Raw genomic sequence first — 14,569 nt, 5'->3', positions numbered from 1 at the left:
AATTAAAACGTGACGGAGGCTAAGCGGACTAACTCTCTATAATTTTGTCACATCTGCTTTTCCGCTGCTGCGTTCTTGTAATGCCGTCAGTAATGCGTCGGTTTCATTTGCGGGCAAGCTGATGTGTAGCAGAACTCTGTCACTGTATTGACTGTCGATCAGCGTAACTTTGCTGTTATGCAGGATCGAATCTACAATGGCAGATAGCGTGTAGGGATATTCGATTTTTATCTGACAGCGTGGGTGGACTTCTTCAAATTGAGCCTGTGCAATCGCTTCTTTTACACTGGTTGAGTAGGCACGTACTAAGCCGCCGGTACCCAATTTTATGCCTCCAAAAAAGCGTGTGACGATTACACAAGCTTCACCCACGTTGTTTCCTTGCAACACATTAAACATCGGCTTGCCAGCGGTGCCGGAGGGTTCTCCGTCATCACTGTAGCCAAAGCCTTTTTCGGCCAACGGCGATCCTGTAATAAAAGCACTGCAGTGGTGATTGGCTGATGGGGTTGTGTTTTTAGCCTGCTGGATACAAGCACGTGCCGCTGCAACAGTAGAAAGCGGTGTTATTGATACATAAAAACGGCTCTTTTTGATTTCATAGAGCGTTTCAGTTGTCGCGATCGGTTTCCGATAAAAGGAATCGGCTAAGGAGTCGGGCAATGATGCGTACCGTCTGTATTAGTTGTAAAAGGGGATAATGATAGCAGAGTCCCTGATATTTTCTGTACGGATGATACGGGCCCGGAAATAAATTATATGAGACGCCAGAGTCTGATTTTGCATATTTGATTTGATTTAGGCTCAGTTACATTTTACTGTAACAGAATCAGTTTGTTCTGAAAGGAGGGGCACATGGATACAGTTAAGCATAATCTCACTAATCTATTTTTACAGCTGGGTTTGGCTGCGGAAAGCAAAGATATCGATGCGTTTGTGAAACAACACTCACTGGATGATGGCGTTGCTCTTGAGGATGCTGCTTTCTGGAATGAGGCGCAATCCCAGTTCATTCGTGAAAGTCGTGCGAATGATGCGGATTGGTCCGAAATGGTTGATGAGCTTGATACATTACTACGAGACAAGAAATAATAAGCGAATCATCGGTTAGCATTATTTAGGGGTGTCTATGAAAAAATTATATATCGTTCTGATGACGTTTGCGTTAAGTATAGGAATCTCAGGCTGCAGCACTGTCGAAGGTTTAGGCAAAGACATTGAAAAAGGTGGTGAGGCGATTGAGAAGGCGGCTCAAAAGCATCAATAGAACTGAATATTAAAAGGGTGCCATTGGCACCCTTTTTTATTGTCAGCTCGCAGGTTTAGTCATTTATCAGCAAAATGATCAGATCTTTTGGCCCGTGTGCACCCATCTGTAATTTCTGTTCAATATCCGCGCTGCGAGAAGGCCCGGTAATCATATTAACGGTACGTGGCAGGTCGCCCTGGGTTTTATCACGTAGCTTCTGCCAGGCATCTTCGTAAGGGCCGACGATATCGGATCTTTTCAAGGTAACAAAGTGATTATCCGGCAAGAAGTTCAGCGTTGTCGGGCTATCTTTGCCAGAATGCAGCATCAATGTACCGGTTTCGGCGATACCGGCAAAGCTGCTGGTCAGGCTGGCGGCATCTCCTACCTGTGCAACCCGTTGTTCGCAGCTAAGATCACTGACCGAATTCCAATCTAATGCCAGAATAGGTGCATCACTGGCGGTGACCAGGGAGCTGATATTGTGCTCTTTCAGCCAGTTGGCGCAGATCTGCGGCACTTCATTAATGCTCTCCAACTGATAAACTTCAGCGGCGGCTTCGGTTGCCATGGCAATGAACAGCGCGACCTGCTCTTCGTGCGGTAGCTGGGCGCGTTGCGGTACCAGATTACGCGTATGTGCGTTGATGCGATTGATCACGGCCTGTTTTTGCTCTTGGCTGGCTTCAGCACGTTTCAGGCCGTGGCGGATATTGCCAAGGATCTCTGCTTTACTCATAACAACTCCTCCGTTAGCTCTGTTTGCGTGATTTGTATTGCGACATAAAGGTTTTGCCGCTCGGTGCGGGCATATCCCGCCAATCTGTCCAGCCGCCTGCCATCGGTATTTTCTTAATGCGGCCTTTTTTACCTGCCATTAGGCGTAAAAACAGATTGGAGCTGCTGGAGAGCAGGCGATACAGAGCAGGGCGCTTGGCGAAAAATGCCCAACCAGAGATGCCCCAGCGAACTGCTTTAGGGCTTAAGTGCCTGGAGAATTCATCTTCCCGCCAGTGGCGCATCAATTTGGGAAGCGGAATCCTAACGGGGCAGACAGACTCGCATTTGCCGCAGAAGGTTGAGGCGTTTGGCAGTAGCCCTGCCTGTTCGATACCAATCATCTGTGGTGTCAGGACTGATCCCATCGGCCCGGGGTATACCCAGCCATAGCTATGGCCACCGACAGCGCCATAGACAGGGCAATGGTTCATACATGCCGAGCAACGAATACAGCGTAACATCTCCTGAAACTCAGTCCCGACCATTTCGCTTCGGCCGTTATCGACGAGGACCACGTGGAAGTTTTCGGGTCCATCCTGATCTCCTGTTCTACGTGGTCCTGTCGATAAAGTGTTGTACACGGTAAATTCCTGCCCTGTGGCTGAACGAGCCAGCAGGCGCAGGAAGAGCGTCATGTCTTCGAGGGTCGGAACGACCTTCTCGATAGAGGTGACGACAATATGCGTTTTTGGCAGCGTTTGTGTCAGGTCACCATTACCTTCGTTGGTTACAATGATGGTGGACCCTGTTTCCGCAACCAGAAAGTTTGCGCCGGTAATACCCACATCCGCAGCGGCAAACTTCTCGCGAAGCATTTCGCGGGCTTCCTGCATCAACACGGCAGGATCGCTGGATTTTGGGCGCTTATGTTTTTCGTGAAAGATGTCTGAAACATCTTCCAGATTTAAGTGAATCGCCGGTGCAATGATATGGCTGGGGTGGTCGCCACGTAATTGCAGGATGTACTCACCTAAGTCGGTTTCTATCGGTTCTACGCCGTTCTTTTGCAGATAATCATTTAGGTTGATCTCTTCCGAGACCATTGATTTACCTTTGGTGACGGTTTTTGCACCAACGTCTTTACAGATATCCAGGATTTTTTTGCAGGCGTCATCCGGGGTACGGCACCAATGAACATGCCCACCATTTTTGATGACATTCGCTTCGAACTGCTCCAGATAGATATCCAGATTTTCCAGAATGTGATTTTTTAGCGCCGTGCCTTCATCACGCAATTGCTCAAACTCAGGCATACGGGCAACCGCAGTAGAGCGTTTAACCGGAAAGCCTGCTTTGAGGTTGCTAAGGGCTTTTTGTAAGTTGACATCATGCAGTGCAATACGCGATTTTTCTTTAAACTCAGGGCTATGAATTTCCATGCCTGTCTCTCCTACGCCGATTGGCCAAGTTCGTAAGCAGCTTCGCCAATAGCAGGCTCGTCAGTCATACCGGCAAGGACCTCTACAATATGCCGTGTTTCGATATTATGCCCCTGACGTTTAAGCTTACCTGCCATGTTCAACAGGCAGCCCAGGTCGCCACCGAGTAATGTCGTGGCGCCAGAGAGTTCAACATTGGCGGATTTATTCTCCACCATACGGTTGGATATTTCAGGATATTTGACGCAAAAAGTTCCGCCAAAACCACAGCAGGTTTCAGCATCTTCCATCTCGCTAAGAGTCAGGTTGGCTACTTTAGCCAGGAGTTTACGTGGTTGCTGTTTTACACCCAGTTCCCGTAATCCGGCACAAGAATCATGATAGGTAACGTTACCTTCGTAAGCAGACAAGATGCTGTCGAAATCCATAACATCAGTGAGGAATGCTGTAATCTCGAAAGCTCTGTTTTTTAAGTTCTCCGCGCGCGCTTTCCAGGGGTCGTTATTGTCAAACAGATCGGCGTAGTGCTGCAACATGCCGATGCAAGAACCAGAAGGGCCGACTACATATTCATAACCGTCGAATGCTTCGATGGTTTGGCGGGCGATCTGCTGGGTTGTCTTCTTGTCGCCTGAGTTAAAGGCCGGTTGTCCGCAGCAGGTTTGGACTTCGGGTACTGATACTTCGCAGCCCGCACTTTCTAATAGTTTGATGGTTGCGAATCCGATGCTGGGGCGAAACATGTCAACCAGACAGGTGACAAAGAGGCCTACTTTAATGGACTTTTCGGATGCTTGCATAGTGTTTACCTGAATTCTTATACGAGACTTTTGCACCATTACTTCTTTGTCTTCTGACGGTGTTAAAAACGTACTCATTCGGTCATTTATAAACATAAATTTCCATATTCCGTGCGTTTTTGCCTTAGCAGAAAGCGAAATTCCGGCTTGTACAATGGTCTCTGTACGTTAATTTTTATTGGATGCAATCTTTGTATGCCTGCCAAGATAGGTAAAGATCTGTACAAAATATATGCTACATTAGGAACTGGTCTGACCAAGATGAGGGAGGCGTTCTTACATGGGCGATGAGCTGACAAAAGAACCGCTAACAAAAAAACAGCGGCTTGATCGGTATCTGCGACAAAAAATAATTTCTGGCAGCCTTATTCCTGGTCAGGCACTACCGTCGCAGCGACAGTTAGTCGATCAGTTTGGTTTAGCGCGCTCAAGCGTAAGAGAAGTCGTTCAGTTGCTGGAGTTGGATGGCCTGATTTCGACAGCACATGGTGGCAGAAGTATTTGCCGGAATACGATGGCAAAATATATCGAATTGCCAGTAGAAGGGGTGGGCGATAATCTGGCTTTTCAGCTTCAGGTGATGGAGGCCCGCGCTTTTCTGGAGGGCGAAGCCGCCTATTTTGCAGCACTGCGAGCCACGGATCAGCAGCTCATCGGGATAGAAGAAGAGTTTGATAAAATGCAGCTACGTAGTAAAGGCCTGACAACGCTTGATAAGGCTAAAGCAGATCTGCGTTTTCATATGATGATCGCTGAGTCCAGCCATCATGTGTTGATCACTTCTTTTAGTCAGCTTTTTTATAATCGCTATTTTAATGCCATTTATGGCGTCCTGAACCGCACCTTGATTAAATTTGGGCGCTATCCGGACGGGATACGCATGCAACACGAGCAAATATATCAGGCACTTCGCCAGCGCGACCCTGAGCAGGCACGCAAGGTGGCTTCTGAACATATCATTTACACACGTAATTTATTGGAAAGTACGGATTAGTAAGAGATGGCTAAAGAGAATGTTAAAGGAGCGTACCGGATGAATATTTTCTCATATAAAGCAATATTACTTGATCTCAGCGGTGTGCTTTATGACGGTTCCCGGGTTATCAAGGGCGCTGCGGAGGCGGTAGAAAAGATCAGAAATAGTGGATTTGTGCTCAGGTTTGTCACCAATACGGCGAGCAAATCGGCTCATACTATTACTCAGGATTTGCAGTCTATGGGTATAAAGATAGATGAGGGTGAGTTGTTCACAGCTCCGCTTGCCGCGAAAGCGTATATAGAACAGCAGGGGATGCATCCTTATTGCATACTACCTGCCAGCCTTGGTACAGACTTTATAACGCAATATGATGCCGACGTTGCTGATTGTGTGTTGTTGGGCGATGCACGCGAGGGTTTGAGCTATCAGGCAATGAATGAGGCATTTCGGCTTTGTCAAAAAGGCGCCCCATTGATTGCGATCGGGATGAATAAGTATTTTATGGCAGATGATGGTTTACAGCTGGATGCGGGTGCTTTTGTACGTGCTATTGAGTGGGCTGCCGATACTAAAGCGGTTGTTATGGGGAAGCCCAGCGCTGAATTTTTCAAGCAAGTTGTGGCATCGACAGGATTTTCTGCGCATCAATGTCTGATGGTAGGGGATGACGTGATTGCCGATGTGAAAGGCGCGGTTGATGCGGGGCTGGCGGGTTGTCTGGTGAAAACAGGTAAGTTCCAGAGCGGTGATGAGACACAGTTGCCCGAAGGCGCTTTTATTCTAGAGAATATTAACGAGTTGATTTAGTCCCGTAGTAAAAATGAGCGTTCTGAGCTTATGTTGAGTCTCCTGGGTTGAATAGCAGGCATAGATTTATCGTCAGGGTTTGTTAAAATGCGCGTCCAGCGTTACGTACTTGGTTTGTACGATGCGCATTTAGTATAGATAAAGAAGTGGCCTGTCGTAGGGGTCACCACTGATAAACAAGGAAAAAAGATGCCTGTTATTACCCTCCCGGATGGAAGTAAACGCGAGTTTGCTAATCCCGTCTCTGTGTTTGACGTTGCTGCTGATATTGGCGCAGGTTTAGCCAAAGCGGCACTGGCCGGTAAAGTGAATGGTCAGCCTGTTGATACCTCATTCGTTATTAATGATGATGCCCAACTGGCGATTATCACGGCACGTGATGAAGAGGGTGTGGAGGTTATTCGTCATTCATGTGCACACTTGATGGCGATGGCTGTGCAAGCGCTGTTTCCAGGTGCACAGGTCACGATTGGCCCTGTTATTGAAAATGGTTTCTATTACGATTTTGCTTACGAGCGCCCGTTTACCTCTGAAGATCTTGAAAAGATTGAAAAGAAAATGGCAGAGCTGGCAAAGCAGAATTTGCCGGTATCGCGTACGGTTATGAACCGTGATGAAAGTGTTGCTCTATTTGAAAAAATGGGGGAGAAATACAAGGTTGAGCTGCTCAGTGCTATTCCTGCGGATCAGGATCTGTCTTTCTACTCTCAGGGCGATTTTATCGATCTGTGTCGTGGCCCGCATGTTCCCTCTACCGGGCATATTAAAGCGTTTAAGCTGATGAAAGTTGCCGGTGCTTACTGGCGTGGTGATTCCAATAACGCCATGTTGCAGCGTATCTATGGAACCGCCTGGGGCGATAAAAAAGAATTAAAAGCGTATCTGCATCGTTTAGAAGAAGCAGAGAAGCGTGACCACCGTAAGCTGGGTAAACAGCTGAACTTATTCCACCTGCAGGAAGAAGCGCCGGGTATGGTGTTTTGGCACCCGCACGGTTGGACGCTTTATCAGCAGATCGAACAGTACATGCGTACTAAGCAAATTAAGCATGGCTATCAGGAAATTAAAACGCCTCAGGTAGTTGAGCGTAGCTTGTGGGAAAAATCAGGGCATTGGGATAAATTTGCTGATCAGATGTTCACTACGCATTCTGAAAGCAAAGATTTCGCTATTAAACCAATGAATTGCCCCTGCCATATCCAGGTATTTAATCAGGGGCTGCGCTCTTATCGTGATCTGCCGTTACGTTTGGCGGAATTTGGTTCTTGCCACCGTAATGAGCCCTCTGGTGCGTTGCACGGCATCATGCGTGTACGTGGCTTTGTACAGGATGATGCGCATATCTTCTGTGCTGAAAACACAATTCAGTCGGAAGTGGCTAGTTTTATCGAATTCTTGCATGAAGTTTATGCTGATTTCGGCTTCACCGAGATCATCTATAAGCTATCCACCCGCCCTGATCAGCGTGTAGGTTCTGATGAAGTCTGGGATAAAGCTGAGAAGGCATTAGCTGATGCGCTTAACGCTGCTGAGCTTGAGTGGCAAGAGTTGCCGGGTGAAGGGGCTTTTTATGGCCCTAAAATAGAGTTTTCTTTAAAAGATTGCCTAGGACGTGTCTGGCAGTGTGGTACAATCCAGGTAGATTTCTCAATGCCGGGTCGTTTAGAAGCTCAGTTTGTTAATGAAGCAGGCGAGCGCGAAACGCCGGTCATGCTGCATCGTGCAATTCTCGGTTCTTTTGAGCGTTTTATTGGCATTCTGATTGAAAACTATGCAGGTGCATTACCCGCCTGGCTTTCACCAGTTCAGGCTGTTGTGATGAATATCACAGATAAACAGGCTGAATATTGCCAGGATGTGGTAAAAACACTGGGAAATAATGGATTTAGAGTTGTTTCGGACTTGAGAAACGAGAAGATCGGCTTTAAAATCCGTGAGCGAACTCTTCAGAAGGTTCCTTTCCTTTTGGTAGTTGGTGATAAAGAAGTCGAGACTGGCTGTGTAGCAGTAAGAACACGCACAGGGGAAGATCTCGGCTCAATGAGTATAGAAACATTCACCGACTTTCTGACAAAAGATGTGGATCAGAAGGGTTACGAATAATTTTTAGGAGATATAACAATTAAGCGCGATAATAAAAGAGGTGGGCGTCGTGATAATCGCACACCCATTAACGAACATATCAAAGCTCATGAACTACGCCTGATTGGTGCTGATGGTGAGCAAGTAGGTGTTGTATCGATTAATCAGGCTCTTGACATGGCGCAAGAGGCTGAACTTGACCTGGTACAGATTTCTGATTCGGATCCGGTAGTTTGTAAACTAATGGATTTTGGTAAACACCAATACGAGAAGAAGAAACAAGATGCTGAAGCTAAGAAGAAACAGCATCAGACTCAGGTTAAGGAAATGAAATTCCGTCCTGCGACGGAAGATGGGGATTATCAGGTAAAGCTACGCAACCTGGTACGTTTCCTAGAAGCAGGGGATAAGGCTAAGGTGACTTTACGTTTCCGCGGCCGTGAGATGGCTCATCAGGAACTGGGCATGAACTTGTTGTTGCGGATCGAAAAAGATCTGGAAGAGCAGGGGGTTGTTGAACAGCGTCCGAAGATGGAAGGCCGTCAGATGATCATGGTGATCGCCCCGAAGAAGAAAAAGTAATTTGTAAAGCAGCTTAACCCGTATCTGCCTTTCAGGTAGTAACGGGTTTTGTCGTTTTTTCGGATTAAAAAACTAACGAATGCGTGGAGAGTTGTAATGCCTAAGATTAAATCTTGCCGCGGTGCGGCAAAGCGTTTTAGAAAAACTGCAAATGGCTTCAAGCACAAGCAGGCCTTCAAAAGTCACATTCTGACCAAGAAAAGCACTAAGCGTAAGCGTCAGCTTCGTCCGATGCTACAGGTTCATGCTGCAGATCAGGCTCTGATCCGTCGTATGTTGCCGTACATCTAGTCGTTTTTTCACTAACAGAATTGAATATAGGAAGGTAAAGAATGGCTCGTGTAAAACGTGGTGTTCAGGCTCGTCGCCGTCACAAAAAGATATTAAAACAAGCTAAAGGTTACTATGGTGCTCGTAGCCGTGTATTCCGTGTAGCTAAACAGGCTGTTATCAAAGCAGGTCAATACGCGTATCGTGACCGTCGCCAAAGAAAACGTCAATTCCGCGCTCTGTGGATTGCACGTATTAATGCTGCGGCACGCTTGAATGGTCTGTCTTACAGCCGTTTGATCGCTGGAATGAAAAAAGCCAGCGTTGAAATCGACCGTAAAGTACTGGCTGATCTGGCTGTTCACGAACAGGCTGCATTTACTGCTGTTGTTGAGCAAGCGAAAGCTGCTTTAGCGTAATGCACCCACCTCTTTATTGAGGTCGCTATTCATTGAGATAGCAGTGTTATTTTAAATAGGGGACGGGTGCAAACTCTTCCCCTATTTTTTCGGTTATTGCGCTGAATTCTGTGTGATTATTTGCTAACAATAATTCAGCAGAATAACTGTATGTATAACTTTATAAAGCGTCTATAGCGCTCATCTTCCTCCCAATCAATTGGAGCCGGAAATGGAAAACATGATAAGTCTTCTGGAACAAGCGGGTGCCGCTGTTGCTGCCGCTAACAGTGTTCAGGAGCTGGATCAGGTACGTGTTGATTACCTGGGTAAAAAAGGTCCGTTAACGGCGCTGCGTAAAGGTTTAGGCAAGCTGACGGCTGAAGAACGCCCTGCAGCAGGTGCCAGAATTAATGAAGTCGTTCAGCAGGTATCAGATCAGATCAATGCGCGTAAAGCGCTGCTTGAAGCGGCCGCACTGGAGATGAAGCTGGCATCGGAAACGATTGATGTCACTATGCCGGGTCGTGGTCAGCATTTGGGTGGATTGCACCCGGTGACTAAAACGCTTGAGCGTATCGAGTCATTCTTTGCCGGTATTGGTTACAGCGTTGCTGAAGGCCCTGAGATTGAAGACGACTATCATAACTTTGAAGCGTTAAATATCCCTTCGCATCATCCGGCACGTGCGATGCATGATACTTTCTATTTTAATGCGAATACTTTGCTGCGTACGCATACCTCCGGCGTGCAGGTGCGCACGATGGAAACTCAGCAACCACCGATTCGTATTATCTGCCCGGGACGTGTTTATCGTTGTGATTATGATCAGACGCACTCACCTATGTTCCATCAGGTTGAAGGCTTGCTGATTGATAAAAACATCAGCTTTGCTGACCTTAAAGGCACGTTGGAGCAGTTTTTGCGTGAGTTCTTTGAGGAAGATGTGAAGGTGCGTTTCCGTCCGTCGTACTTCCCGTTTACCGAGCCATCAATTGAAGTCGATATTGATCGCGGTGATGGTAAGTGGCTTGAGGTTTTAGGCTGCGGAATGGTACACCCTAAAGTGTTTGAAATGTCGGGTATCGATCCTGAGGAATATACCGGATTTGCATTTGGTATGGGTGTTGAGCGATTAGCGATGCTGCGCTATGGCGTGAATGATTTACGCCTTTTCTTTGAAAATGATCTGCGTTTCCTGGGTCAGTTTAACTGATTCTGTGCGGTTAATTTCAATAGTAGGCAATGAAATAAAGATTTTCAGGACAGTAGCATGAAATTCAGTGAAAAATGGTTACGTGAACTGGTTAATCCAGCCATCAATACACAGGCGCTGGTCGATCAAATTACTATGGCAGGGCTGGAAGTCGACGATGTTGAGTCAGTCGCTCGTGACTTCTCCGGTGTTATCGTGGGTGAAATTCTCACCGCAGAGCAGCATCCCGATGCGGATAAACTACAGGTATGTACCGTTACTGATGGTAACGAGATTTATCAGGTTGTTTGCGGCGCGCCCAATGCGCGTGCAGGCTTGAAAACAGCCTATGCAGCCGTCGGTGCATTGCTGCCAACACCAGATGGTGGTGAGTTTAAGATTAAAAAAGCTAAGCTGCGTGGCGTTGAGTCCTTCGGCATGCTGTGTGCTGAAGACGAGCTGGGTATTTCTGAAGATCACGGCGGTATTATGGAGCTGGCGGCGGATGCGCCAATCGGCACCTGCATACGTGATTATCTGAATTTAAACGATAAAATTATTGATGTTGATCTGACGCCTAACCGTGGCGACTGCCTGAGTCTTAAAGGGCTTGCGCGTGAGGTAGGTGTGCTGAATAAAGCACCCGTTACTTTTGTTGATATACCGCCTGTCGCGCCAACCATCGATGATACCTTCTCCGTGACGTTGGAGGCTCCTGCGGCTTGCCCTCGTTATCTGGGGCGTGTGATTCGTAATGTAAACATGGCCGCAGCATCTCCGTTATGGATGGTGGAAAAGTTACGCCGTTCAGGTATTCGTTCTATCGATCCTGTTGTGGATGTAACGAACTATGTTCTGCTTGAATTAGGCCAGCCACTGCACGCGTTTGACCTTAATAAGCTAGCGGGCAGTATTCAGGTGCGTATGCCTGAAGCCGGCGAGAAGCTGACATTGCTTGATGGTAATGAAGTCGCATTAAACACCGATACACTGATTATCGCTGATGACAAGGGTCCGGTCGCTATGGCGGGAATCTTTGGTGGCGATAGCACGGGTGTAACGGCGGAGTCGCAAGATATTTTCCTTGAATGTGCATTCTTTGATCAGATCGCTATTGCGGGTAAAGCGCGCGCATACGGATTGCATACGGATGCATCGCATCGTTACGAGCGTGGCGTAGATTGGCAATTACAGCATCAGGCAATTGAGCGGACGACTCAGTTACTGCTGGATATCGTGGGTGGTGAAGCGGGTCCGGTTACTGAGGCGGTCAGCGAAGAATTTCTGCCTGAAGCACGCACGGTGACTTTACGTCATAGTAAAGTCAATGCAATGCTGGCCTTTGAAATGCCCGCGGCTGAAATTGAAGAGATCTTAACGCGTTTAGGTATGCAGATAGAACAAGCTGGCGATGCAAGTTGGACGGTCGCTATTCCGTCGTATCGTTTTGATATCAGCATCGAAGTTGATCTGATCGAAGAGTTGGCTCGTGTTTACGGTTATAACAATCTGCCGGTTAAATTGCCGACATCGGCGCTGCCATTTACGCCCAATGATGAATCGCAAGTTGGTATTCATGATCTGCGCCGAACCCTGATCTCTTTTGGTTATCAGGAAGCGATCACTTATAGCTTTATCGAATCGGGTTTGCAGAAACTCTTTGATGATCAGTATGAAGCGCTGGCATTAGCGAATCCTATTTCTGCTGAAATGGCCGTGATGCGGACTACGATCTGGCCGGGCCTGGTAAAAGCACTGCAATATAACCAGAATCGTCAGCAATCGCGGGTGCGCCTATTTGAAACCGGGCAGCGTTTTCTGCCGATTAATGACGAGCTTGTTCAGGAAAATGTACTGGCTGGTTTGTTGTCCGGTGCCCGTGATCCTGAATCGTGGACTGGAAAATCTTCATCGGTCGATTTCTTCGATATAAAACGAGATATTGAAGCGGTTCTTAACCTTGGCGGTGCCGGTGATCAATATCGTTTTGTGGCAGATAGGCATGTTGCCTTGCATCCGGGGCAGACGGCGCGCATAGAGCGGGCGGGTGAAGTGGTTGGTTTTGTCGGCGCATTGCATCCCTCGTTAATTAAAAAGCTGGATCTGAACGGGCCGGTTTATCTGTTTGAGTTGAGCCTGGAAAGCTTGTTGCAGGGGCGTATAGCACGTTTTTCTGAATTATCTAAATTTCCTGAATCAAGACGTGATCTGGCACTGATCGTTGATGAAGCAACCGCTTATGACACAGTACGCCAAATTACAGTTGAAAACGCAGGGGAATACCTGAAGCAGGTAACGCTGTTTGATGTATACCAGGGCCAAGGTATTGAAGTGGGACGAAAAAGTCTGGCTTTGGGCTTGACCTGGCAGCATCCATCGCGCACTCTTAATGAAGAAGAAATTAATTCGGCTGTACAGTCTGTCGTTTCCGCACTGAATATCGGTGCAGGAGCAACATTAAGAGATTAAATAGCAAAGGTAAAGTTCATGAGTTCTTTAACAAAGGCAGACATGGCAGAACGTTTGTGTGATGAGTTAGGTCTTAACAAGCGCGAAGCCAAGGATATGGTGGAATCCTTTTTTGATGAAATACGTGAAAGCCTCGCAACCAACGAGCAGGTGAAGTTATCGGGTTTTGGTAATTTCGACCTGCGCGATAAACGCCAGCGTCCTGGCCGGAATCCAAAAACGGGTGATGAAGTCGCTATTTCAGCCCGTCGGGTTGTTACTTTTCGTCCGGGACAAAAACTTAAGGACCGTGTAGACGCCTATGCAGACACTAGGTCTGAACCAGCCTGATCTGCCTGCCATACCCAGCAAACGCTATTTCACCATAGGTGAAGTAGCGGTATTGTGTGACGTAAAAGCACATGTGCTGAGATATTGGGAGCAGGAGTTTGAGCAGATACACCCGGTAAAACGCAATAACCGGCGTTATTATCAGCAGCAGGATATATTGCTCATACGCCAGATTAAAAGCTTACTGCATGAGCAGGGTTACACTATTAGCGGTGCCAAGCAATGGTTTGGCAGTCAGCAAGGTAATGATGAAAATCTCCGTTATCGGCAATTGCTAAGGCAGACCATTACCGGCTTAGAAGATATTTTAAAAACTTTGAAGTCCGGGCGTTAATAAAACTTCACAAAATCATTACCTTAGGGTAAGATATCGCTCCTCTTTGAAGTAAAGAGTTAGTACTTTTGTCGGAATGTAGCGCAGCCTGGTAGCGCACTTCGCTGGGGGTGAAGGGGTCGTAGGTTCGAATCCTATCATTCCGACCAAAAACTGATATCCGTTTCGACTGTAAAGTAGCCTTATTAATAGGTCTAGACGGTGTGTAAAGAGTTGTGAATACGAAGTCCGTGATCACGACGTTTTAATAAAAAGCCTTGTAACTCAAATAGTTGCGGGGCTTTTTTGTTTCTGATAGTTGAGTTTCACTTTCATAATATAAGGTTTGCAAATAATTAAGTGAGTTTAGTCAGTTGTTAGGGGATGGAATAAAAGACTGTATATAAAAACAGTTTATTTTTTGTTGGTATAGCTACTTAAATTGACTTTTTTCCCCGATAAAACCCCAAATTATTAGGATGTTAGGTTGAGGGCCGCTTTATAATCTATTGATAATAAAGAAACTTTAAGCTGTAAGTATAGTGATTTAGATCTGTAGGATTGTTAATCCAGCGATGAACTTACTAGCTAGAATAGTTTTCTCATGTGACATCGTGATGGCTTCAGATTGATGTTGGTTGAAAATTGTTTCTCCAGTTGGTAATACTGTTGCATTAGTTGCTTCGTATAGCTCAGAGTCTCTTAAAAGGACGTATAAGCCGCTTATGGATATAGAGTTGATAAAGGTGTCAATAATAAGAAACTGGCTTTCAAGAGCTTCTGAGGCGTTCCTCGTGCGTATTCTGGTGAAGTTGAACGGTGATTCTGGTCGAACGTGAACACCTGAAGTTTCCCGCATTGGGCTCTCAGTCTTTTTACCCTAAGTGTTCACGTTCAGTCAATTCGGACTGTATTTTCCGCATTGATTCTCCTTTT

General features: G+C 46.7%; 16 protein-coding genes and 1 tRNA gene. 13 read left to right on the top strand and 4 right to left on the bottom strand.

Features of this window, described 5'->3' with window-relative positions; all coding sequences use genetic code 11:
- Nucleotides 1-36 precede the first annotated feature (36 nt).
- A complete protein-coding gene (locus ABY436_RS07655) occupies nt 37-663 on the bottom strand; it encodes a YigZ family protein (RefSeq protein ID WP_372738392.1) in 627 nt (208 codons plus the stop codon).
- Nucleotides 664-855: 192 nt separating this feature from the next.
- On the opposite strand from ABY436_RS07655, the gene ABY436_RS07650 reads away from it, so the two are divergent.
- Both ABY436_RS07650 and ABY436_RS07645 read left to right on the top strand, forming a co-directional pair.
- Nucleotides 856-1,092, top strand: coding sequence for a DUF2789 domain-containing protein (locus tag ABY436_RS07650; RefSeq protein WP_372738391.1), 237 nt, complete (start codon nt 856-858; stop codon nt 1,090-1,092).
- A gap of 37 nt (nt 1,093-1,129) precedes the next feature.
- A complete protein-coding gene (locus ABY436_RS07645; RefSeq protein WP_372738390.1) occupies nt 1,130-1,267 on the top strand; it encodes an entericidin A/B family lipoprotein in 138 nt (45 codons plus the stop codon).
- 55 nt (nt 1,268-1,322) lie between these two features.
- On the opposite strand, the gene ABY436_RS07640 is transcribed toward ABY436_RS07645, so the two are convergent.
- From ABY436_RS07640 to ABY436_RS07630, 3 genes are read right to left on the bottom strand one after another with little or no spacing between them, the layout of a single operon-like run.
- Entirely contained in the window at nt 1,323-1,988 is a 666-nt protein-coding gene (locus ABY436_RS07640; RefSeq protein ID WP_372738389.1) for a lactate utilization protein C, read from the bottom strand.
- A gap of 13 nt (nt 1,989-2,001) precedes the next feature.
- The gene (locus ABY436_RS07635) at nt 2,002-3,408 is read right to left on the bottom strand and encodes a LutB/LldF family L-lactate oxidation iron-sulfur protein (protein WP_372738388.1); all 1,407 of its coding nucleotides are present in this window, start codon (nt 3,406-3,408) and stop codon (nt 2,002-2,004) included.
- A gap of 11 nt (nt 3,409-3,419) precedes the next feature.
- Nucleotides 3,420-4,286, bottom strand: coding sequence for a (Fe-S)-binding protein (locus tag ABY436_RS07630; RefSeq protein ID WP_372738387.1), 867 nt, complete (start codon nt 4,284-4,286; stop codon nt 3,420-3,422).
- A gap of 202 nt (nt 4,287-4,488) precedes the next feature.
- On the opposite strand from ABY436_RS07630, the gene ABY436_RS07625 reads away from it, so the two are divergent.
- The 11 genes from ABY436_RS07625 (at nt 4,489) to ABY436_RS07575 (ending at nt 13,803) form a co-directional block, all read left to right on the top strand.
- Complete coding sequence (locus ABY436_RS07625) at nt 4,489-5,202, top strand: FadR/GntR family transcriptional regulator (protein WP_372738386.1); 714 nt, start codon at nt 4,489-4,491, stop codon at nt 5,200-5,202.
- 39 nt (nt 5,203-5,241) lie between these two features.
- On the top strand, nt 5,242-5,994 hold the full coding sequence (locus ABY436_RS07620; protein ID WP_372738385.1) for a TIGR01458 family HAD-type hydrolase: 753 nt from the start codon (nt 5,242-5,244) through the stop codon (nt 5,992-5,994).
- 189 nt (nt 5,995-6,183) lie between these two features.
- Nucleotides 6,184-8,097 (top strand): threonine--tRNA ligase, encoded by a 1,914-nt coding sequence (thrS, locus tag ABY436_RS07615; RefSeq protein ID WP_372738384.1) that lies wholly within the window; start codon nt 6,184-6,186, stop codon nt 8,095-8,097.
- A gap of 18 nt (nt 8,098-8,115) precedes the next feature.
- Complete coding sequence (gene infC, locus ABY436_RS07610) at nt 8,116-8,658, top strand: translation initiation factor IF-3 (RefSeq protein WP_218150139.1); 543 nt, start codon at nt 8,116-8,118, stop codon at nt 8,656-8,658.
- 96 nt (nt 8,659-8,754) lie between these two features.
- Nucleotides 8,755-8,949, top strand: coding sequence for a 50S ribosomal protein L35 (rpmI, locus tag ABY436_RS07605; protein ID WP_090725528.1), 195 nt, complete (start codon nt 8,755-8,757; stop codon nt 8,947-8,949).
- A gap of 41 nt (nt 8,950-8,990) precedes the next feature.
- The gene (gene rplT / locus ABY436_RS07600) at nt 8,991-9,347 is read left to right on the top strand and encodes a 50S ribosomal protein L20 (protein ID WP_028471400.1); all 357 of its coding nucleotides are present in this window, start codon (nt 8,991-8,993) and stop codon (nt 9,345-9,347) included.
- 211 nt (nt 9,348-9,558) lie between these two features.
- Nucleotides 9,559-10,542, top strand: a complete 984-nt coding sequence (gene pheS, locus ABY436_RS07595) for a phenylalanine--tRNA ligase subunit alpha (protein ID WP_372738383.1) — start codon at nt 9,559-9,561, stop codon at nt 10,540-10,542.
- Nucleotides 10,543-10,599: 57 nt separating this feature from the next.
- Complete coding sequence (gene pheT / locus ABY436_RS07590) at nt 10,600-12,990, top strand: phenylalanine--tRNA ligase subunit beta (protein WP_372738382.1); 2,391 nt, start codon at nt 10,600-10,602, stop codon at nt 12,988-12,990.
- Nucleotides 12,991-13,320 (top strand): integration host factor subunit alpha, encoded by a 330-nt coding sequence (gene ihfA / locus ABY436_RS07585; protein ID WP_332311442.1) that lies wholly within the window; start codon nt 12,991-12,993, stop codon nt 13,318-13,320.
- Entirely contained in the window at nt 13,292-13,654 is a 363-nt protein-coding gene (locus tag ABY436_RS07580; protein ID WP_372738381.1) for a MerR family transcriptional regulator, read from the top strand. Before ihfA ends, ABY436_RS07580 begins: the two co-directional genes overlap by 29 nt.
- 72 nt (nt 13,655-13,726) lie before the next feature.
- Nucleotides 13,727-13,803, top strand: a tRNA-Pro gene (locus tag ABY436_RS07575).
- Nucleotides 13,804-14,569: the final 766 nt, after the last annotated feature.

Origin of the sequence: Neptunomonas sp. (genome assembly GCF_041601355.1) — a bacterium.
GTDB lineage: Bacteria > Pseudomonadota > Gammaproteobacteria > Pseudomonadales > Balneatricaceae > Neptunomonas.
The sequence above is the reverse complement of the archived record's forward strand: the minus strand, read 5'-3'. Positions and strand labels throughout refer to the sequence as shown.